The sequence below is a fragment of the Traorella sp. mt218 genome (genome assembly GCF_055420025.1).
The window spans coordinates 21,304-41,723 of record NZ_JBVAYM010000018.1 but is presented as its reverse complement, the minus strand read 5'-3'; the positions used below and the strand labels follow the sequence as shown (position 1 = coordinate 41,723).

Genomic DNA, 20,420 nt, shown 5'->3' with positions numbered 1-20,420 from the left:
GTTTCAAATTGACTTGCAATTTATGAGAAAATTTGAGAAACTAATAAAGGTGGTGAAGTTATGCAGACATTTGAATTAACTGTTCAGGAAATATTGGACAAGCAGTTTAATATTGATTTTAAAGGGTATAACGCGCAGGAAGTCGATGAATTTCTTGATCGTGTCATCCATGATTATCAGCAGTATGATGAAAAAATCAAGGAATGTACAGATACGCTTTTAAAATATGAGAATACGATCGAGAGCTTGAAGAACCAGATCAGCGATCTGCAGGCCCGCTTAAATATGCAAGGCGAGGTATCGACGAATGCATCAAATTTAGATGTATTGAGAAGGCTCTCTCGTCTGGAAGCAGAAGTATTTAAAAACAAATAACCGATATTAGGGCAATCGCTGGCGTCAGCTAGAGGAAAGTCCATGCTCGCACATTCTGAGATGAATGTAGTGTTTATGCTGAACGAAGTCATAAGTTCAGGTAGAGAAATCTAACGGCCGGTCGACACCTAAGGGAAACTATGGTCAAGACCGCGAAGGTGCCACAGAAACGAGCTGGGCGGAAACGCTCAGGTGGAACGGGTAAACCCCATAAGCGAGAAACCCAAATTTGGTAGGGGAATCGCTGCAAGTGAAATGAAACAAGCAGCGGACACGAAAGTGTAGATAAATGGTTGCCACTTCTTTATGAAGGACAGAACATGGCTTATATAATGTCGGTCATCGGCCTCGCATCAGCGAGGCTTTATTATAACTGATAAGAAAAAAATCACAAAAAAAATTATCATTTTATATAAAAATATGATATAATAAACTGCAAGTTATAAGAAATTATAACGATGCGTGATAAAAAATGAATATCATCTGCAAATCTGTCTTGTTCGTTGAAATGTCCAAGGTGTCATGTTATAATATTGTGGAATAAAAAGGTGATTGTAGACTATGAAAGAAATCGGAGAATTTTTAAAACAAAAAAGACTAGAAAAAGGAATCACGATCGATCAGGTAGCAGAAAAGACAAGAATGCCTGCTGCCAGGATCAAAGCCATTGAAGAAGGAAATCTGGATGCTTTTAAGGATGATCTTTCCTATCTCCAGTTTTTCATTCAGTCTTACTGCAATGCGATTGGTATTGATTATCATGAAGTGAAGCAACAGCTGAGTGACAGTATCAACAGCTATACGATGTCATTTCAGGCAGACCAGCTGCGTGCCCAAAATGAATCAGAAAAGAATATTCGCGAGAAATCAACACAGCGGGTCAATGAATATAAAAAGCGCAATCCGGCAAAGAAGGTAGAGCGCAAGATTGATTTTTCATTGATCAGTTTTGTTGCGGTCATTGCATTGATCGTTATCTGTCTGGTAACGGTCGGTGGTTATTATCTTTCACGACAGTTATTCTCGGGAAATGATGAGCCGATCGCTGATGTGACGCCTCCTGAAGATACAAATGATGACAAGCCACAGATAGATCAGCCTGAGGAACCGGTAGAAGTGAAGGAAATCGAAGTAATTCCTGGTGAGCAGGTCGGTGATTATGTCATTGAAAATGCGGAGGAAAAATTTACTTTGAGAATTGAATTTGCTTCAAATTCATGGTTTCGGGCCATATTGGATGGTACAGAGCTTACCACGCCTGAGGCAAGGGTATATGATGCCGGTACAACACTTGAAATGGAGCTTGATCCGGTGAATAATAGGGAATTGAATCTGCGCTTTGGTTATTTTGCCGGAATGAAGCTGTATGTAGATGATAAAGAAGTTGAAATTGATGAATCAATAGCGAATATACCGGGCGTTCAAGAAATAAATTTTACGATTGGAGGAAATACAAGTGAACCTGCCGAATAAGCTTTCCTGTTTTAGAATGGCGCTTGTGCCTTTGATCGTTCTTGTATGGATCTTTCCATATGCTCAGCTGAATATTGCAATGCCACAGTTTACTTTTGGAATCGTAAGCCTTTCATTGAAAAATATTTTAGTATTGATCTTGTTCTGTGTTGCATCTTTCACAGATTATCTGGATGGACAGATTGCCCGAAAAAATCATCTGATTACTTCATTCGGAAAGTTTATCGATCCGATTGCCGATAAGATGCTGGTAAATACGATGCTGATCATGTTTGTGTGCTACGGCATGGTACCGATTGTGCCGGTCATCGTCATGATCTGGCGCGATACGATCGTGGACGGTATGAGAATGAGCACGGCAAGCAAAGGGGTCGTGGTAGCTGCCGGAATGCTTGGAAAGATCAAGACGGTCAGTCAGATGATCACGATCATTTTAGTGCTTTTAAATAATTTGCCATTTGAGCTTTGGAGATTTCCGATGGCTGAGTTTATGCTCTGGTTTTCGATGCTGGTTTCAGTGGCCAGTGGATTTAGTTATTTTATGCAAATGAAAAAATATATTTTGGAATCAATGTAATGGAAGAATTTGTAGAGCTTTTAAAAAAGAAACATATTACGATTGCTACCTGTGAATCTTGTACCGGCGGGCTGTTAGCGGCCATGCTGTGTGATTTCAGCGGTATCAGTGCTGTCTATAAAGGAAGCATTGTGACCTACAGCAATGAAATTAAAGAGAAGATCGTGGGTGTCGATCCGAAAATAATTGCGGAAAAGGGTGTTGTCAGTGAAGAGGTTGCCCGCGAAATGGCTCTTCATACACAAAAGCTGATGGATGTCGATCTGTGTATTTCATATACGGGTAATGCCGGACCTGATGTGTGTGACAATAAACCGGTAGGCTGTGTTTACTGCGGGGTAGCCTTTAAGGATGAAGTTTTCTGCTTCGAATATATGCTTAAGGGAAGTCGAAATGAGATTCGTCATCGTGTTATTGAAGAAAGTATAAAAAAAATTAAAGAAATTTTGGGAAATATGACAAAAGAATGCATATAAAAGAGTAGGAGGTTTCAAAAATATGGATAAAGATAAGGAAAAAGATAAATCCGAAGCGCTGTTGAAAGATACCATTGCGCAAATTGAAAAACAATACGGAAAAGGTTCGATCATGAAGCTGGGAGATCGTGCCAGCGTAGATGTCGATGCCATCAGCTCAGGATCATTAAAGATCGATCAGGCACTGGGTATTGGCGGTTTTCCAAAAGGAAGGATCATTGAGATCTACGGTCCGGAATCAAGCGGTAAGACCACTCTTGCTCTTCATGCAATTGCGGAAGTTCAGAAAAAAGGCGGAAGAGCTGCTTTTATTGATGCGGAAAATGCGATCGATCCTGTTTACGCACAGAATTTAGGCGTCCAGATCGATGATCTGATATTATCCCAGCCGGATTCGGGTGAGCAGGCATTGGAGATCACAGAGCTTTTGATCAAATCAGGAGCGATCGATCTGGTCGTTATCGACTCAGTGGCAGCACTGGTACCGCAGGCGGAATTAGATGGAGAGATGAGCGATGCTCATGTCGGTCTGCAGGCTCGTCTGATGTCTAAAGCGATGCGAAAGCTTGCCGGTGTGATGAATCGAAGCGAATGTACGGCGATCTTCATCAATCAGCTTCGTGAAAAAGTAGGAATCATGTTTGGTAATCCGGAAACGACGCCGGGCGGAAGAGCTTTGAAATTTTATGCTTCGGTTCGTTTGGATATTCGAAAATCAGAAGCGATTAAAAATGGTACTGAAATCGTCGGCAATAAGGTAAATGTCAAGGTCGTTAAGAATAAGGTGGCACCACCGTTCAAGACAGCTGTCGTAGAGATCATGTATGGCCAGGGAATCAGTTATGTTGCGGAGCTTTTAGATTTGGCTGTCGATTATGATATCATTCAAAAGAGCGGGGCATGGTTCTCATATAAGGGAGAAAAGATCGCTCAGGGAAGAGATGCTGCCAAGAACTATTTGAAGAATAATCCGGATGTCTTTAATGAAGTAGATGCCCTTGTAAAGGAAAAGCTGACGGCTTAGTTATGAAATTTTTCAAGAAAAAGCCTAAACCGGATGTCATGGGATTTATCTGTTGTGAAACATCTTTAAATAGAGGTCATTACATCGTGGATCAATATCATGACGAAAAGCTTTATTACCCGACCTATCTCTATTCAACCGCAATGATTTTCTATAATCTGGAGAAAAAGTATTCGAAGGAATTGATCGAACAGATACGAAGACATTGTGATCGTTTCTTTTTGAAGAAAAATAAGGCTTATTCTGAGGAACAAATTCTTTCTGACAGAAATAAGGTCATGCATTCAGTCATGAATCATCAACATATTGAAGATTATCTTACATTAACGGGTCTGAAAGATGAAAATGGTGAATTGGCTGATCTTTTGGATGGATGGATGAATGTAAATCTCTTGTTAAGTGAAGATATAAAGTCTATGTAAGTAGACTTTTTTCTTAGGAGGTAAGATGATATTAAATGTAAGCGGACGCTGTGATATCGTAGCTTTTTATACAGAATGGTTCATGAAGCGCTATGAAGAAGGCTTTGTCGATGTACGCAATCCTTTTTACCCATCTTTTGTCAGCCGTATTTATTTTGACAATGTCGATGCCATCATGTTTTGTACCAAAAATCCATGGCCGATCCTGCCTTATCTTTCCAAAATAAAACAGCCATTGTTATTTCACGTAACCCTGACTCCTTATAAAAAAGATATTGAACCTATTGTCATAGATAAGAAAAAGATCATTGATGGAATCAAAGAGCTTTCTAAGAAAATGCCGAAAGAATATATCTATGTACGTTATGATCCTGTTTTTATCAGTGATGCTTATACGATTGATTATCATATTCGGGCTTTTGAGAGAATGTGTTGTTTGCTTGATGGATATGTCAGTCATATCATTATTTCCTTTTTAGATGAGTATAAAAATGTCCAGAGAAACAGGCATTTATTAAGGGACAGGGCTTTACGTGAAGAAGATTATCAGATAATTGGCCGTTCATTTGCGCAAAGTGCTGCTTTACATGGCATGAGCGTACAGACGTGTGCAGAAGAGCGTGATTTGTGTGAATTTGGATTTATTCATTCAGATTGTTTGTCGAAAGAGTTAGCGTTTCAGCTGACGCATAAGAAATATAAACGTTGGAATGCCCGCGGGAAAAAATGTAATTGTGTGGAAATGGCAGATATTGGTGTTTATAACTGTTGTTCCCATATGTGTCGTTATTGTTATGCTAATTTTGATGAATCAGCGGTAATGAAAAATATGAGCAGGCATGATGATGACTCAACGATGCTGGTGGGATATTTAAAAGATGATGATATGATAAAGGAAAGAAAATGATATGAAACAGCAGCTTAGAGAAAAATACAAGCAACTTCGAAAAAATATTCCTAATAAAACGATCCAATCATCAAAGATCGCTGATAAGATCAGAAATCATACCTCCTATCAGCAATCCGATCATATTGCCTTCTATTATTCATGCGGAAGTGAGGTAGATACCAAAGCGATGATTCAAAAGGCGTTGCTGGATCATAAGCATGTATATCTTCCTAAAGTCATCAATAAGGAAGAAATGGAATTTTATGAGATCAAATCGCTTGATGAGATCATACATCGTAATGCTTTGGGTATTTTGGAACCTGAAGCAAGTGTGAGGGCAGAAAAGATCGAAGTAATGATCATACCCGGTCTTTGTTTTGATGAAAAAGGGAATCGTCTTGGATATGGCGGTGGATATTATGATCGTTATCTTCAGGATAAAGAAATTTATAAAATAGGCATTTGTTTTGATGAACAGCTTAGTGATGAAGCAATTGAAATAAATGAATATGATATTCAGATGGATGAAGTGATAACTATGAAGGGTAATTTTAGAAAAGAAAATGTCATTGAAGAAGTGAAGCAGGGGGTTGCTCAGTTATTGGCAAAGGATGATTCGGGGCATGGAATGGATCATATCGAACACGTTTTAGAGCTGTCTTTGAGGTTTTGTGAAAAAGAGAAGGCGGATAAAGAAATTACGGCTTTGATTGCTTTGTTGCATGATGTCGATGATTATAAGCTGTTTGGCATGGAAAATGCACAGAAGCTGACAAACGCTAAAAGGATCATGTCTGAAGCAAAAATCAGTCACGAAACACAGACGAGAGTTTTAGAATCATTGGCTCGCATCGGATACAGCAAAGCCTTAAAGGGAATAAGACCTTTGACGATTGAAGGTAAGATCGTATCTGATGCAGATATGTGTGATGCGATAGGAACAAGGGGAATCTTACGGGCCTATACTTATAGCATGAAAAAAGGAAAGCCATTCTTTAACAAAGAAATCTTTCCTGCAGAAGATATGGATGCCGACCGATATACCCAAAAATGTGCGGACAGCAGCTGTAATCATTTTTTCGAAAAATTATTAAAATTAAAAGGAATGATGATGACTGAAGCCGGAAAAGAAGAGGCTAAACATCGTCATGAAATCATGGTATCTTTTCTTTATCATTTCTTTGAGGAAGAAAATGTACCTGAATGGAAGGAATATTTAGATCATTATTTAGAAAAAAGCATATAAAAAACACAGATACAGATTGATATCTGTGATTTTCATGAGCTTGGTTTATTTTTATAAACAAAATATATGTAAAAGAGATAGCATACATGATACATTTGTTGCCATCTCTTTTTATATAAAACCTATATTTTACCTACTCTTTTATTAGTATTGGCATTTATCTTTGCTTTCATAAAGCTCAATGAGCCTCTATTATTTGTTTATCCCTATAAATTGAGGTGTCTGGCTTATTCTGGAATAATTTACAGCATGATCTCCATCTATCAGCAATAAATGATCTTCATAAAAAACAATTATGATAGAATTATCTTCAAAATCAGCTTTATATACATTCCTTTCATTTAACCGCTCAACGCTTCCTTCTTTATAAAATCCCTGCTGTTGATACCAATAGGCATTTTTTTCTTGATCCACAACAAAATACTGTGCATGAATAAGTGTATTTTCTTCGGTAATGAAAGTCCCAAGTATCTGTTTTTCTGTTTGGAACATACTTATTTGTTGGTGTAATTTTAGAATTGTAAAGTTGTAGGTTACAAACAAAATGAATGCAAAGATAAATATCATCATTTTATACTTTTTTTTCATACTGATTCTGACTATACAATACTTTAATCATCTCGCAAAAAATACTCAGTATAGTAGGTAATGTGACGATCATATGTTTTTTCCACAAATAAACAATGTCTTGTTTCAGGAAATTATTAGTTTTATTCTTATCTGAAATGATTTCAGGACTATTTGAAGTAATGGTCATATTTTCAGATACAAGACAGTTTTCAATCCATGCAGATAGTGAATTTTCTTCAAAAATTTTTATTTTATATGCAGTAGATATGGAAAGAATCATTTTTTCATTTCTCATTTTCCCTCTCCTTCTTATTTTATATGAGTTTATAGTTAACTGGCTATATCAAAAAAATAAAGAAAACTTATTGTCATCATTAATTTCTTAAATTATATATTGTACATTTATCTTACCTCTGCCAGACGATCTTTCATTAGATTTGTACATTTCGTACATGTATTTTTAGTTTCCTCGTAATGGTAGTCATCCGTTACAGGAAACGTAAGATATTAATTTTAACACTTCTTTCATATTTTTCCCTTTCATGCATTTCTTTTCATTCACATATTAACTGAAAATAACTAAAATAACAGTCTTTAATTATAATGATTTATATGATAAAATCTGATTTCAAGACAGTATAAAATATAATTTATATCTTTCACATGAAAAGTATGTTATCTTTATTTCTTTTATGACTTAATAATATTTATGACGATCAGAATCCTATGAAAAGAAACCAGCTTTTTTGGTTCACATTTACAAAAAAATCAATCATTTCTGATTGATTCCTTTATAAGATCGTGATCCTCGTGGCATTGCTTATGAAATCAAAACGCATCGTCAGCTCTTAACTACCAGTCGAAAAAGAAGAAAGGTATATCGGTGTATGGGGATGGCGACAAGGCTTTTTTTACCTCTAAATGACTACATGAAAGGATGGACTGTTTGGGTGAAAGATTATCGTTCAGGCATTCCGCTTTTCCTCAAAAAAGATTGATAACTGCCTGAATTTATGATATGCTTCTATCTGTAAAATTATGTCTGAAGGGTTGACAGGGATGACGACAGGTGCGACAAACCTAACAACACACAGCACAGGCTAACTCTGCCTTTTTTCCTTGTCAAACTAAATATATAAAAAAATCAGGAGGCATAATCTGCTCAATTTAGCGTGGGTAAGATTCGCCTTTTCGTTTTTTATTAAATTTTTAAAATCAGACGAAAGGACTGGAGAAAGATGAAGATTAAAAGAAGTTTTTTAAGCCTGCTGCTCTGCGCTTCCATGGTGTTATCCATTTGCCCGCAGATGGTATTGGCAGCAAATGCACCGGACACAGGACTGTGCGAACATGTACAGGAGATGATTAACGCTCTGCCTGTTCTTACGGACATGGAGAGAATGAATGACGATGACCTTCAGGCAGCCATAGAACAGTATTCAGCGGCATATGAAGCCTATAAGCTTCTTTCTGCTGAGCAGAAGGGGCAGATTACTGGCGCGGAGGTTCTGGATGAATTTGTGATGCTGATGAACGCCAGTGTGCCACTGACTGGCAATATCTCTTATCTTGACTATGACAACGGCAATTGGTCAACTTGCGAAGTAGCAGAATACACCGAAATCAATACCGATAATATGCCAACTACATGGACAGAGGGCTGGTACGTTGTGAATGGAAATGTTACCATTTCCGATGTGGTCACCGTATCTGGCGCTGTTTCTTTAATCCTGACGGACAGCAGTATCCTGACCTGTTCTCAGGGTATCGTTGTATCTGGTGATAACAGCCTTACCATCTATGGTCAAAACGGCGGTACTGGAACACTGAATGCCACTGGACGGGCTGGATATCCGGGCATAGGCGAGGGTGTAGACGAAGTCGGTACTATTGTTATTAATGGCGGTGTGATAAATGCCACCGGTAGTCCATATAAGTATAGTGGTGGATTGGGATCCGGTATTGGGGGAACGTCAAACATCTATTCTGCATTGACAACCGGAGGTACTGTTATTATCAATGGTGGAACAGTAACCGCAACTGGATCCTCCAAGTGGGATGGACTTTATAGAACTGTACAGGGGATTTATGCGGAATCTTTTACAACAGGAACCAATGGGAATGCTGTTATAAAAACCAACGGCATTTCGGATGTATCGCATAGAGAAAGCTGGAGCGGTATTATTTATGAAGGAAATGCCATAGGAGTTTATGGCAATCAGACGCTTTCGACAGACTTGACAGTGGAGAAAGGATATACGCTGGAGATTTCAAGCGGAGCAAAGCTGACTGTTCCGACCGGCATTACACTCACCAATAACGGAACGCTCCTTGTAGTCGGTACATTGGTTAGCGCAGGAACTCTTGAAAATAATGATACGCTGACCGTAGAAAGCACAGGTTCGGTAAACGGTACAGGAAAACTCATCAACACAAAAAATGTGGAAATAAGCGGCTCGGTTAGTTGCAGCTCTATTAATAGCAGCAGTCTGATAGAAATTAATGAGAACGGAAAGCTTATCTGCAACGGGGGCATGAATACTGGAATCATCTACAACAAAGGAGCCCTTATAAATAACGGCACCATTTCAGGCGAAGGTGGAGTTATCTTCTCTACATCGGACGTGAATGGCGCTGACAGTCAGTTAATAAAAGATTCTTATTATCTCAATGAGCAGGGTGAAATTGCATATATTTCAGGCGACTGCGCCCTCGTCCCTGCAACCGCAACTGCTTCTACATGGCAGAAAGTGGACGGGAAGACCACATGGTACATTGCCATTGGCAATGTCACGATTGATAACGGCGTCACTCTGAGTGATGATATTAATCTGTTGTTGATGGATGGGGCAACGTTGACGGTGAAAGGTAGAAATGAAAATGGTGGTATCAATGCAAATGGCCATATTTTAAATATTTATGCTCAATCTAATGGCTCTCAGATGGGAACGTTGGTTGCCTCTGGGGGGCATTACAATTGGATGGCAATCGGTGGAAGTGATTCTAATGTAAATATCTATGGCGGATTGATTGAAGCAGGTTTCATAGAAGACTCTTATTCTGGAATTGGAGCTGGCATTTATCGAAAAAGTGGAAAAATCACTATTTTGCGTGGTTTGATAAGGACAAAAAGTATTGGTAATGGTAATACGGTTGGAACTGATACGGGTGGACTGTATGCACCGGAAGGAAGCAATGCTATCGTGTACACCAATCAGACCGATGCCGGCAATGCGTCTTCCACCTTCCATGGCATCTTATTTTTGCAGAACGCAGGAACCGTCTACGGTAATCAGGAGCTGGCCATGGATCTCACGATAGAAGAAGGGGAAGTCCTGACCGTTCCGGCTGACACTACATGGATCATTCCGGAAGAGGTAACGCTGACAGTCAAAGGTGAGCTTATTGTTGAAGGAATCTTGGAAAATAACGGAACTGTTCAAAACAGCGGTACAATTACCAACAATGGAGAGGTTCGTATAAATGCCGGCAGCACTTATACTGGTACAGATCCTGCTAACAAGGGACTTTCTTACCAGATCTGCTGGGATATTGACGGTAACGGAGCGGCTGACGATACGACGTATGTATTGAGCGGAGAAACGCCAACCCACACCGACGGCAGCAAAGAGCCGACGGTAGATACTGTCTATACTTTTATTGGCTGGTCTCCGGCTATTACAGCAGCAAGCGAGCCGGCTGCCTATACAGCGCAGTTTTCTGACAGCACGAGAACCTATACGGTGACACTTCCAACAAGCCCTGTAGGCTATACTGTTTCGAGCGATAATGGGACAACGCTTAACTACAATTCGGTATTTACTTTTAAGGTCAATCTTGCGGAAGGATATTCGGCAACGGACAGCTTTGCGGTGAAAGCTAACGGCACAACCCTGACACAGAGCACGGATGGTACTTACAGCGTGACAATTCAGTCGGATACAGCAATCACAGTGGACGGCGTTGCGGATATCACTGCGCCTGATGGTGATATCAAGATTAAGGAAAACTCTGTCAAGAAATTTATCAATGCAGTTTCCTTTGGATTGTTCTTTAAAGAGAACGTGGATGTAACGATAAACGCAAGTGATGCGGGAAGCGGCGTAAAATCCATCGAGTATTTCCGCAGCGAAGTGATTCTTTCCGAAGATGAGGTTGCGGCAATCACTGGCTGGACGACTTATACGGAACCGATAGCTGAGATGGCGCGGGATACAGAAAAGTTTATTTACTATGTGAAGGTGACGGACAATGCGGACAATGTGACCTGCTTCGCCTCTGACGGAGCGACCTTTGACCTGACAGATCCGGTGATTTCCGGCGTCACAAATGGGGAAACCTATTACACAACACAAAAAGTAACAGTAACAGAAACAAATCTTGAGAGCGTAACGGTAAACGGAAAACAGCTTTCTTTGGACAAAAACGGCGCGCTTACCCTTGCGGGCAATACAGATACCAGTTATACGATTGTAGTTGCCGATAAGGTGGGCAATGAAACGACCGTTACCGTTACTATGAAAACGACCGGCTCATTGGTGGAAGCCCTTGGCGATATTACGCAGGACAATGCAACTTCTGCTGACCATGAAACCGTGCAGGAATATTTGAACGATCTGAAAGAAAGGCTGACTGACGAAAACCTGACGGGTGAGGAAAAAACAATCCTTGAGGAGCTTGCAAACGACGCGCAGGATATTCTTGACCGGCTGGACGAGGCGGAGCAGGCGGGCTCCACCGAATCTATCAAGCAGGTGCAGGACATTACGACAGACAATGTAACGCTGGAGGACAAGAGTACGCTGGAGCAGGCAAAAGAAGATATTCAGCAGGCGCTTGATGAGTTTGGCGGCAACTACACCGATGAAGAAAATGTGATGTTTGAAGAAACACTGAAGCGGATTGAGGAAGCCCTTGAAGTCATTGCAAGGGTGGAAAACGCTGAAGCCGCGATTGAAGCCCTGCCGGATACGGTAAGCCCGGACGACACTGAAGCGGAAAAACAAATAGGCGCAGCGAAAGAACAGTATGACGCTCTCAGCGAGTATGAAAAATCCCTGATTCCGGTAGAAACAGAGAAAAAGCTGGAAAGTCTGCTGGTTGACCTTGGCGCTTATCGCATCATCGAAGGTCACGGCAGTACATGGATACCGAACAGCGATGGAGGCCTTACCTTTACGACAAATGGCGCATTCAGCAAGTTCGCTGGTATTGAGGTGGATGGCAAAATTGTAGATGCGGCTAACTATACGGCGGCAAGCGGCAGCACGGTCATCACCCTGAAGGCGGAGTATCTGAATACCCTTACGGCAGGTGAGCACACCATCACGGTGCTGTACACCAATGGCGAAGCGACTGGCACCTTTACGATTGCCGAGGAAACGTCTGTCCCGGCTGGCAGCGACCAGACGGATAATAAAGACAACTCTGATACAGGGAAAACAGACATCCCTCAGACTGGCGACAATAGCAGCATCACTCTCTGGATAGCAACACTGCTTATATCGGGTGCAGTCCTGACCGGCACAGCCCTTTATAGACGAAAGAGAAAATACAACAGATAATCTATGACAACGATGCGCCCCGTGGGTTCATTCCATGGGGTGCAATCTTTATGTATATACCACAGGAAGCCTGTGGTATTGTTTTCGTTTCATGTCACGTGTTTTGCGTTTTGGCTTTTGGCTTCTTCCCTCCGCAGTAACTGTCTGAGCTGGTCACGGACACTTTCTCTTTCATACGGTGCAGTCCTTTCCTTATCGGCTGGGCTGCGGCTCATATTGTGTATAGACTTCGGGCGAGGTGATAATCAGTTCCCTTGCTTCGATACATTTGACTCATAAGAGCAAGACACCTTTAATTTCTTGCTTTTGAATTTAATCTAGCAGATGGGATCATAGTAAGCAATATTTCCTTCATGACTGATCAGTGAAGCACGTCATCATTGGAATCTCACCGGCCCGCTTGATCGGATGACTCAGTTAACGTCAAGTATCATTATATCCCAGCCTGTCATCGCGTACACATATTGATCGCTATTATTTACAAAATAATAAGTCACAGTGTACGGTATTCTTGCTATTTGCTTTTGGAAAGTTCCATAACCCGTATTCAGTTGTCAAAGAGCATACTCTTTACAAGGACAACTAAACATGGGATATCGAACCGCTTCAAATAGTTCGGAAAAGATATAAAAATAAAGCTAATTCGCTGAACGAATTAGCTTATATCGCATAGATGGAGCGGGTGATGGGAATCGAACCCACGTAGTCAGCTTGGAAGGCTGAAGTTCTACCATTGAACTACACCCGCAAAAAAATATGGTGCCGACTAGAGGACTTGAACCCCCAACCTACTGATTACAAGTCAGTTGCTCTACCAGTTGAGCTAAGTCGGCAAAAAAAATGGTGGAGGTTAACGGGCTCGAACCGCTGACCCTCTGCTTGTAAGGCAGACGCTCTCCCAACTGAGCTAAACCTCCATGTATATTTAACCTAGTTTCCTAGGTGCTTTATTATATTAATTCAAAATGAAAGACTTGTCAATCATAAATTTAAATTTTATAATTATGAACGGGTGGTAATTATGAAAATTTCACTTTTATCTTATGAGTTTGTAAACAATGATGTAAGACACAATATCAGGGTCATTATCAATGCTATCAAGGAAGCAAGTGATAAAAAAATAGATATGATCATTTTTGGGGAATCGTTCCTTCAGGGATTTGATTCACTGAGCTGGAATTATGATAAGGATCAGGATAAAGCCGTTTTCCTTTCATCTTATGAATTAAGGTGTATTCGAAGCATCGCAAGTCGTTTTCAGGTTGCATGTGCTTTTGGGTATTTTGAGAATTTTAAAGGGCGTATTTTTTCATCTTATTTAGTGGTCGATAAAAACGGGAATGTTCTTTCAAACTATCGCAGACGTTCGATCGGCTGGAAAGAGTATAAAATATGTGATGAATATTATGGTGAAGGAAATTGCTTTGATGTGTTTGAGCTGGAGGGAAAACGCTTTGTAAGTGCCTTGTGTGGAGATCTTTGGGATGATGACCTGCTTGATGAGATCAGTAAGCTTGATGTAGATGTCATATTGTGGCCAGTTTATGTCAATTTCAGTGAAGAGAAGTGGATACAGGAAAAAGAAGCTTATTTAAATCGGATCAAGCATTTAAAACCGTATGTGCTTTTAGTAAATTCTTATACACAGATCCCTTTGTCTATAGGAGGAAGTTTTGTTTATAAGGATGGAAAGATCTTATTGGAAGGAAAAAGAGGACAAAGCGATAATATTACATTAGAGCTGTAAGTATTGAGAAAATAAAAAAAAACGATAAATTTTTGGGAATTTTACCTCTTGAGTGGATATATAATAGTAGGAGGTAGAAAGTATGATCATTATGCCTGTGTTTTTGATCAGTGCTAATATTGCGGCATTGGTCGCTGCTGTTTATCGAATGATTCGCAGCAAGTGAGAGAAAGGAATTTTTTCCTTTCTCTTTTGTTTTACGTTAGTGAAAAATGGTGTATAATAAGAAGGATTAAAATCAAGGGTGGTCGTTTATGCATAAAAGATGTAGCGAAATAGCAAAAATGCTGGGTGTTGAATGGGACAACAGTTATGAAGATAGAATGGTGAGCGGTGTTTGCTTTGATTCACGTCAGGTAAAAGAAAATGATTTATTTATTCCTTTGATCGGCGAAAAAGTGAATGGACATCGCTTTGGCCAGCAGGTTGCCGATGCGGGAGCGAGCTGTATTTTATGGAATGAAAATGAAAAAGATGTGCCTCAGGGCATTTGTGTGTTAAAAGTGAAGAATACGGCTGTTGCTTTTAGAGAGCTGGCGCGAAATTATCGAGATCTCTGTGGCTTTAAGATCGTAGGCATTACGGGCAGCAACGGAAAGACGAGTACAAAAGATCTTGTCGCAGGGGTATTGAGTGCCAGGTATCGGGTCCAAAAGACAAGCGGTAACTATAATGCGGAAATAGGTATCAATTATACGATCTGCAACTTCGATGAAAATATTGATGTGGGCGTTGTGGAAATCGGGATGGAAAGAATGCATGAGATCGAGCAGTTGTGTGAGATCGTTCGTCCGGATATCGGAATCATTACGAATGTCGGAACCGCCCATCTTGAGAATTTAGGCAGTCAGGAAAATATTGCGAAGGCAAAATGTGAGCTGATCGACAGCTTAAGTAAAGACAGCGTCTTTATATATAATGGTGATGATCTTTATTTGATGAAGGAGATCAAAAATCATGACTTGCCAAAGACGGTCCTGTCGTATGGAGAAAAAACATATAATGATTGTATTTTGACTTCATTTAATCAAAATGAGAAGGGCATTACTTTTTCGACCAATCTGCTTAGCGGTATCAGTACGCCTCTTTTAGGAAAGCATCAGGCCTTTAACGCAATGGCGGCACTTTTGGTAGCCAAGCAGCTTGGGCTGGATGATGAAGAGATCCGCAGGGGATTTACTCTTGTTGAACCGACAAAATGGCGGACACAGCTGGAAATTTTAGGCCCATGCAAGGTTCTGAATGATGTTTATAAATCAAATCCACAAAGTGCATTAGCGGCCTTAGAAACCTTTCAGGATCTCACAAGCGATGAAAAGATCATCGTATTTGGGGATATGTTTGATTTAGGAAAAAACAGTGCACAGCTTCATTATGATCTGGGCAAAAAAGTTGCTCAATATGATTGTGATCTCTTGTTATGCATTGGTGAGATGTCAAAGGAAATTCAAAAAGGAGCCAGTGAAGCAGGAGTCAATGCCAGATGGGTGGCTTCCGGTGAGGAGCTTGTGGATATTTTAAAGCCTTATCTGAAAAAAGAATGTATGATTCTGATGAAGGGCAGTCGCGGCATGCATCTGGATCAGGTGCTGGATGAATTAAAAGGAGCATAGAGAAGAAATGGAAAAGATACGTTTAGGTGTAATATTCGGTGGTAAAAGCAGTGAATACAGTGTTTCATTGCATTCGGTCAGCAGTATGCTGAGAAGTGTTAATCCCGAAAAATATGAGATCAGATGCATTGGTATTTCTCCTTCGGGAAGCTGGTATTATCTTACCCAGCCGGATTATGATAAGATCGAGCATGACCGCTGGCTGGACGACACCTGTGTCGAAATGTGCTTAAGCATGGGTGAAAAAAGAGGAATCGTTCTTTTGGACGGCCGCAATACGTTTATCGATCTGGATGTGGTATTTCCGGTACTGCATGGGAAAAACGGTGAGGATGGTACGCTTCAGGGATATCTGGAATTGGCACAGATTCCTTATGTTGGCTGTCATGTCTTATCAAGCAGCTGTGTCATGGATAAGGAATTTACCCACATCTTATGTGAAAGTGCAAATATACCTTGTACGCCTTATAAGTGCATCTATAAAAATGAATATAAAAATGAAAAAGAAATATATGAGGATGCTGTTTCAAAGCTGGGTGATGTTTTATTCATCAAACCTTGCAATGCAGGAAGCAGTTATGGGATCAGCAAGGTACGCAGCTTTGAGGAATTTAAAGCCGGCATGGAGGAAGCTTTCCGTCATGACAGCAAGGTATTGATCGAAAAGAGCATTGATGGCTTTGAAATCGGTTGTGCGGTATTAGGAAATGATGAACTGGTTGTCGGTGAATGTGATGAAATCGAAACGCATAAGGATTTCTTTGATTTTGCCGCTAAATATGAGCTTGATCAGACAGAGATCCACTGTCCTGCAAGAATCAGTAAAAAACAGAGCGATATTGCCAAGGAACTGGCGAAAAAAGCCTATCGCGTCATGAATTGTGAGGGCTTTGCCCGTGTCGATATGTTTGTTTGCAAGAATGGCGATATCGTCTTAAACGAATTAAATACGATTCCGGGACTGACTGCGACGAGCCGTTATCCAAGCATGATCTCTCATGCAGGGTATAGCTTCAGCGCCCTGATCGATCGTTTGATTCAGTTGGTATTGGAGAAAAGAGGATAAATCATGCTTCAGTCAAAAACAAGATCGTGGGTCACGATCGATCGCAATGCGCTCTTACATAATGTTGAAGAAATAAAAAAGCTTCTTCATAAGGAAAGTGAGATCATGGCCGTTGTAAAAGCAAATGCCTATGGACATGGTGACGGCGTCATCGCAAAGTTGTTGGAAAACAACGGTATTCATACGTTTGCTGTCAGCAGCGTCGATGAGGCACTGAATCTAAGAAGGGTCGGTGTCAGTGGTGATATTCTGATACTGGGTTATACACCACCCGTTCACTTTCATTATCTGATCGAAGAAAACCTGCTTCAGAATTTTCTGAGTCTTGATTATGCGAAAAAATTAAATGAATTTGCATCTGCCTATGGTGTGATGATCCGCGGCCATATCAAGGTAGATACCGGTATGGGCCGTCTGGGCATTCGCTATACGGATGATGAGGATGGTTATGAGGAGATTAAGGCTGTTTATCAATTGGATCATCTTGCAGTTGAAGGTATCTTTTCTCATTTCTCCGTGGCAGATGAATTGGATGATGAGAATTTGAAATATACGGCACATCAGATCGAATTGTTCGAAAAGGTTCTTGGACGCTTAAAAGAGGAAGGCATCAAGCCGGGCAAGACGCATATTCAAAACAGCTATGGAATCTTAAATTATCAGCTGCATTATGATTATGTGCGTCCGGGGCTATTGATATTGGGCGTGACCAGTGATGATGCGATAGAGATCCGCTCCAATCCTGATTTCATACCTGCACTCAGCTGGTATGCGAATGTAAGTTATGTGAAAACTGTTCAGCCAAATTCAAGCATTTCTTATGGCAGACATTACATCGCTAAAAGCGAACGCAAAATTGCGACCGTAAGCGTAGGATATGCCGATGGCGTGCCAAGAGAAGCCTCTAATTCCGGCATGGAAGTATTGGTACATGGAAAGCGATGTACGATCGTTGGCAATATCTGCATGGATCAGATGATGATTGATGTCAGCAATGTTGATGATGTCTGTGAAGGAGATGTGGTCACGCTGGTAGGCAGGGATGGTGATGAGCAGGTCAAAATTGATGAGTGGAGCCGCAAGGTACCTACGATCAATAATGATATGCTGTGCCGGATCAGTGCCCGAGTACCGAGATTTTATTCAAGATTAAAATAAGCAAAAGAGTCCGTGACGGACTCTTTTATTTGTTTATGCTGATAAATAAGGCAGCAAATTCTTCATGTGATTTGATGATCTTTTTAGCGGCAGCCTTGGCTTGTGCAAAATCATCACTGTCGCAGTCAAACTCTGCATTGATACCTCTTTTTACACCGGTATAGGTAAAGGTGATCCCATCCTGTGTCTGTTTGTCCAGTGCCTGGATCACATCATCAATTTTTGTCGTGCCTACTTTAATTTTCATGTTATCCTTCCTTTCTCGGCATCAGCCGTTTCAGCTAAATTAACAGATATCTCTTCAGATCATTCATATTCTGAATCTTATCAATATTTTCAAAAATCGTATTGCTTCTATATAAAGCCTCGGTAATTCCTTCATACAATTTTCTGAAATCCCTGGCAGCCTCATGATTGATCAGGATCAGAAAGATGAGATGGATCTTTTCATGATTCCAAATAACGCCTTCATGATTGACCATGATATACAGTTTGGTCGTATTGGCATTTTGAATATTGGAATGTGGAATCGCAAATTTCCCATAGAAAGAGGTACTGGAGCTTCTTTCTCTTTCAAGTACCTGCTCATAAAAGTTTTCATTGACATCGCCATGCCCATAGGCATGATCGACCAGATAACGAATGGCCTGATACTTATCCATCTTTTCATTTACTGAAAAGAAGCAGTTATCAGAAATATAACGATCAAACATGTGTGAAAATTTCTCACGTGATCTTTTCTCTAAATAATCATGGATACCTTCCGAGATCTTCTGCATATCCGCATCCGTACAAAAAGGTGAGATATAACAGATCTTGGAATGCTTTTCTGTAAACTGTACGGTAGAAATCACAAAATAATCTTTAAAATTACGATACGGGACATCGCTGATACGGTGATAAAAGCCCATGATCTGTACTTTTTCCTTCAACATGGTCGTCAGCTTTTGCGCAATCGTCGAGCCTATGTTACGATAATTTTCCGCAATGATCACGATCGGTGCGATCGCAGCATCCGAAACAGCCTGTTCGATAGCATAACCGATATGAATGGCTATCAGATTGATCTCACTTGCGGGAATCTGAATATTAAAGATATTAGAGATCTTTGATGCGATACTGACAGCTATTTCATAGATATAAGGACTTGTATGCTTAAGGGAAACATTGGTCGGTGTAAAATTCTGGGAATAGGAACAGCGACGTATCAGCTCGTTGACATGGATACAGAAAACATTCAAAAAGCTTTCATAATCGATCGAAGTCAGATAATAATAATCAAATACTTCTTTAAGAAGCTTCCTTATCTTATTGACAAAGCTGTCTGACAGAAAATGAGCCGCCGGCGTTTCATAACGATTTCCCTTTGGCTGTATAAAGCCATATAAGCACATATCCAATTCCTGAATGACATGGGTCGGATTGATGAATTGGATCATATAAGAAGAAGCCATCATATCAATGATCGCATGGGCAATTCTGATTTCCGGAAATCTTTCCAATTCTCGATTTCTTTTTGAAGGTGTGTCAGGCATTTCTTTGATAAAAGGGTTGCGGCTTAAGATTACTAAAATATTGATAAGAAAATTCAATTCATAATATTTCGGTACATAATAATTTTCTTTTTCAACGATTTCAATTACTTTCTCCGTTACTTCTTCTACTTCGATATTTGGAAAATAAGAAGAAAAATTATTCATATCATCAAAAAATGATTCTGTTTCCTGATGGATCATCTTAGCCAGCAGCATTCTTTTGTTTGCTTCTTTACCTTCAATCATATAACAATTATGTTGACGAACGATCTGTAAGGAATAGTCTTTGAGGGTTTCGTTGATATCACTGATATATTTCTGTAAAGAGCTTTCCGAGATATAGAATCTTTCAATGAGCTTATCCTGTCTGATCTTTGTTCTGGAGGTCAAGAGATATTTTAAAATTTCATTATTGTTTTCTTTGATATTCTGATAGCCCATTAAAAGATCTTCAGCTTCATTTTGCTTTTCTTTATTGATGAAATAGCCGCGGTTGTCAGACAAGATCAGCTGAGCGCTGGCATTGATGCTTTTTATATCATTGATCAGTGTTCTGCGGGTAATGGATAATGAGCTGAGCAGGATATTCGAGGTAATATGGGTATTGGCCTGTAAGATTGCAGATAATATCTTATATTGTCGATGTGTCAGCTCTGTCATCAAAATCACCCCACTATATATATTA

At 40.2% G+C, this 20,420-nt stretch carries 17 protein-coding genes, 3 tRNA genes and 1 other RNA gene; 14 read left to right on the top strand and 7 right to left on the bottom strand.

Going from position 1 to position 20,420, the window contains the following annotated elements:
* The first annotated feature begins 60 nt into the window (after positions 1–60).
* The 9 genes from gpsB to ACZYT3_RS09510 all read left to right on the top strand — a co-directional run bounded on the left by gpsB (position 61) and on the right by ACZYT3_RS09510 (position 6,482).
* A complete protein-coding gene (gene gpsB / locus ACZYT3_RS09550; protein ID WP_294562506.1) occupies positions 61–375 on the top strand; it encodes a cell division regulator GpsB in 315 nt (104 codons plus the stop codon).
* A 3-nt stretch (positions 376–378) separates the two neighbouring features.
* An RNA gene (rnpB, locus tag ACZYT3_RS09545) (RNase P RNA component class B) lies at positions 379–708 on the top strand.
* 228 nt (positions 709–936) lie between these two features.
* On the top strand, positions 937–1,848 hold the full coding sequence (locus ACZYT3_RS09540; RefSeq protein WP_464088480.1) for a helix-turn-helix domain-containing protein: 912 nt from the start codon (positions 937–939) through the stop codon (positions 1,846–1,848).
* Positions 1,832–2,425 (top strand): CDP-diacylglycerol--glycerol-3-phosphate 3-phosphatidyltransferase, encoded by a 594-nt coding sequence (pgsA, locus tag ACZYT3_RS09535; RefSeq protein WP_464088479.1) that lies wholly within the window; start codon positions 1,832–1,834, stop codon positions 2,423–2,425. The genes ACZYT3_RS09540 and pgsA overlap by 17 nt, the downstream gene beginning before the upstream one ends.
* On the top strand, positions 2,425–2,901 hold the full coding sequence (locus tag ACZYT3_RS09530) for a CinA family protein (protein ID WP_294562501.1): 477 nt from the start codon (positions 2,425–2,427) through the stop codon (positions 2,899–2,901). The genes pgsA and ACZYT3_RS09530 overlap by 1 nt, the downstream gene beginning before the upstream one ends.
* A 22-nt stretch (positions 2,902–2,923) precedes the next feature.
* Positions 2,924–3,925, top strand: coding sequence for a recombinase RecA (gene recA / locus ACZYT3_RS09525; protein ID WP_294562500.1), 1,002 nt, complete (start codon positions 2,924–2,926; stop codon positions 3,923–3,925).
* 2 nt (positions 3,926–3,927) lie between these two features.
* On the top strand, positions 3,928–4,347 hold the full coding sequence (locus tag ACZYT3_RS09520; protein WP_464088478.1) for a hypothetical protein: 420 nt from the start codon (positions 3,928–3,930) through the stop codon (positions 4,345–4,347).
* Positions 4,348–4,372: 25 nt separating this feature from the next.
* Positions 4,373–5,254, top strand: a complete 882-nt coding sequence (locus ACZYT3_RS09515; protein WP_464088477.1) for a DUF1848 domain-containing protein — start codon at positions 4,373–4,375, stop codon at positions 5,252–5,254.
* Position 5,255: 1 nt separating this feature from the next.
* Positions 5,256–6,482 carry a 5-formyltetrahydrofolate cyclo-ligase gene (locus ACZYT3_RS09510; RefSeq protein WP_464088476.1) on the top strand — a complete coding sequence of 409 codons (1,227 nt, stop codon included), beginning with the start codon at positions 5,256–5,258 and terminating at the stop codon, positions 6,480–6,482.
* A gap of 192 nt (positions 6,483–6,674) precedes the next feature.
* On the opposite strand, the gene ACZYT3_RS09505 is transcribed toward ACZYT3_RS09510, so the two are convergent.
* Both ACZYT3_RS09505 and ACZYT3_RS09500 read right to left on the bottom strand, forming a co-directional pair.
* Positions 6,675–7,070 (bottom strand): hypothetical protein, encoded by a 396-nt coding sequence (locus ACZYT3_RS09505; protein WP_464088475.1) that lies wholly within the window; start codon positions 7,068–7,070, stop codon positions 6,675–6,677.
* Positions 7,054–7,347 carry a hypothetical protein gene (locus ACZYT3_RS09500; RefSeq protein WP_464088474.1) on the bottom strand — a complete coding sequence of 98 codons (294 nt, stop codon included), beginning with the start codon at positions 7,345–7,347 and terminating at the stop codon, positions 7,054–7,056. The genes ACZYT3_RS09505 and ACZYT3_RS09500 overlap by 17 nt, the downstream gene beginning before the upstream one ends.
* A gap of 943 nt (positions 7,348–8,290) precedes the next feature.
* Here ACZYT3_RS09500 and ACZYT3_RS09495 point away from each other — a divergent pair.
* Positions 8,291–12,616 carry a hypothetical protein gene (locus ACZYT3_RS09495; RefSeq protein WP_464088473.1) on the top strand — a complete coding sequence of 1,442 codons (4,326 nt, stop codon included), beginning with the start codon at positions 8,291–8,293 and terminating at the stop codon, positions 12,614–12,616.
* A gap of 674 nt (positions 12,617–13,290) precedes the next feature.
* Here the strand turns inward: ACZYT3_RS09495 and ACZYT3_RS09490 are convergent.
* The 3 genes from ACZYT3_RS09490 to ACZYT3_RS09480 all read right to left on the bottom strand — a co-directional run bounded on the left by ACZYT3_RS09490 (position 13,291) and on the right by ACZYT3_RS09480 (position 13,533).
* Positions 13,291–13,364 (bottom strand) — tRNA-Gly (locus ACZYT3_RS09490).
* A 9-nt stretch (positions 13,365–13,373) separates the two neighbouring features.
* A tRNA-Thr gene (locus ACZYT3_RS09485) sits at positions 13,374–13,449 on the bottom strand.
* A gap of 8 nt (positions 13,450–13,457) precedes the next feature.
* Positions 13,458–13,533 (bottom strand) — tRNA-Val (locus ACZYT3_RS09480).
* Between the two features lie 104 nt (positions 13,534–13,637).
* Between ACZYT3_RS09480 and ACZYT3_RS09475 the strand changes: the two genes are divergently transcribed.
* The 4 genes from ACZYT3_RS09475 to alr all read left to right on the top strand — a co-directional run bounded on the left by ACZYT3_RS09475 (position 13,638) and on the right by alr (position 18,200).
* A complete protein-coding gene (locus ACZYT3_RS09475; RefSeq protein ID WP_464088472.1) occupies positions 13,638–14,363 on the top strand; it encodes a carbon-nitrogen hydrolase family protein in 726 nt (241 codons plus the stop codon).
* Positions 14,364–14,617: 254 nt separating this feature from the next.
* Positions 14,618–15,976 carry a UDP-N-acetylmuramoyl-tripeptide--D-alanyl-D-alanine ligase gene (locus ACZYT3_RS09470; RefSeq protein ID WP_464088471.1) on the top strand — a complete coding sequence of 453 codons (1,359 nt, stop codon included), beginning with the start codon at positions 14,618–14,620 and terminating at the stop codon, positions 15,974–15,976.
* A gap of 7 nt (positions 15,977–15,983) precedes the next feature.
* Positions 15,984–17,042 carry a D-alanine--D-alanine ligase family protein gene (locus tag ACZYT3_RS09465; RefSeq protein ID WP_464088470.1) on the top strand — a complete coding sequence of 353 codons (1,059 nt, stop codon included), beginning with the start codon at positions 15,984–15,986 and terminating at the stop codon, positions 17,040–17,042.
* A gap of 3 nt (positions 17,043–17,045) precedes the next feature.
* Positions 17,046–18,200: an alanine racemase gene (gene alr, locus ACZYT3_RS09460; RefSeq protein ID WP_464088469.1), complete on the top strand. Its 1,155-nt coding sequence runs from the start codon at positions 17,046–17,048 to the stop codon at positions 18,198–18,200.
* Positions 18,201–18,225: 25 nt separating this feature from the next.
* On the opposite strand, the gene ACZYT3_RS09455 is transcribed toward alr, so the two are convergent.
* Together ACZYT3_RS09455 and ACZYT3_RS09450 are read right to left on the bottom strand one after the other, a co-directional pair.
* Complete coding sequence (locus tag ACZYT3_RS09455; RefSeq protein ID WP_294562968.1) at positions 18,226–18,447, bottom strand: hypothetical protein; 222 nt, start codon at positions 18,445–18,447, stop codon at positions 18,226–18,228.
* A 34-nt stretch (positions 18,448–18,481) separates the two neighbouring features.
* A complete protein-coding gene (locus ACZYT3_RS09450) occupies positions 18,482–20,395 on the bottom strand; it encodes a BglG family transcription antiterminator (RefSeq protein WP_464088468.1) in 1,914 nt (637 codons plus the stop codon).
* Positions 20,396–20,420: the final 25 nt, after the last annotated feature.

Excerpts from the sequence above, each read along its gene's own strand:
- ACZYT3_RS09505 (WP_464088475.1), bottom strand. The coding sequence starts at position 7,070 with ATGAAAAAAAAGTATAAAATGATGATATTTATCTTTGCATTCATTTTG.
- ACZYT3_RS09465 (WP_464088470.1), top strand. The coding sequence starts at position 15,984 with ATGGAAAAGATACGTTTAGGTGTAATATTCGGTGGTAAAAGCAGTGAA.
- ACZYT3_RS09515 (WP_464088477.1), top strand. The coding sequence starts at position 4,373 with ATGATATTAAATGTAAGCGGACGCTGTGATATCGTAGCTTTTTATACA.
- ACZYT3_RS09450 (WP_464088468.1), bottom strand. The coding sequence starts at position 20,395 with ATGACAGAGCTGACACATCGACAATATAAGATATTATCTGCAATCTTA.
- ACZYT3_RS09530 (WP_294562501.1), top strand. The coding sequence starts at position 2,425 with ATGGAAGAATTTGTAGAGCTTTTAAAAAAGAAACATATTACGATTGCT.
- ACZYT3_RS09540 (WP_464088480.1), top strand. The coding sequence starts at position 937 with ATGAAAGAAATCGGAGAATTTTTAAAACAAAAAAGACTAGAAAAAGGA.
- recA (WP_294562500.1), top strand. The coding sequence starts at position 2,924 with ATGGATAAAGATAAGGAAAAAGATAAATCCGAAGCGCTGTTGAAAGAT.
- gpsB (WP_294562506.1), top strand. The coding sequence starts at position 61 with ATGCAGACATTTGAATTAACTGTTCAGGAAATATTGGACAAGCAGTTT.
- ACZYT3_RS09500 (WP_464088474.1), bottom strand. The coding sequence starts at position 7,347 with ATGAGAAATGAAAAAATGATTCTTTCCATATCTACTGCATATAAAATA.
- ACZYT3_RS09495 (WP_464088473.1), top strand. The coding sequence starts at position 8,291 with ATGAAGATTAAAAGAAGTTTTTTAAGCCTGCTGCTCTGCGCTTCCATG.
- ACZYT3_RS09510 (WP_464088476.1), top strand. The coding sequence starts at position 5,256 with ATGAAACAGCAGCTTAGAGAAAAATACAAGCAACTTCGAAAAAATATT.
- alr (WP_464088469.1), top strand. The coding sequence starts at position 17,046 with ATGCTTCAGTCAAAAACAAGATCGTGGGTCACGATCGATCGCAATGCG.
- ACZYT3_RS09455 (WP_294562968.1), bottom strand. The coding sequence starts at position 18,447 with ATGAAAATTAAAGTAGGCACGACAAAAATTGATGATGTGATCCAGGCA.
- ACZYT3_RS09520 (WP_464088478.1), top strand. The coding sequence starts at position 3,928 with ATGAAATTTTTCAAGAAAAAGCCTAAACCGGATGTCATGGGATTTATC.
- ACZYT3_RS09470 (WP_464088471.1), top strand. The coding sequence starts at position 14,618 with ATGCATAAAAGATGTAGCGAAATAGCAAAAATGCTGGGTGTTGAATGG.
- ACZYT3_RS09475 (WP_464088472.1), top strand. The coding sequence starts at position 13,638 with ATGAAAATTTCACTTTTATCTTATGAGTTTGTAAACAATGATGTAAGA.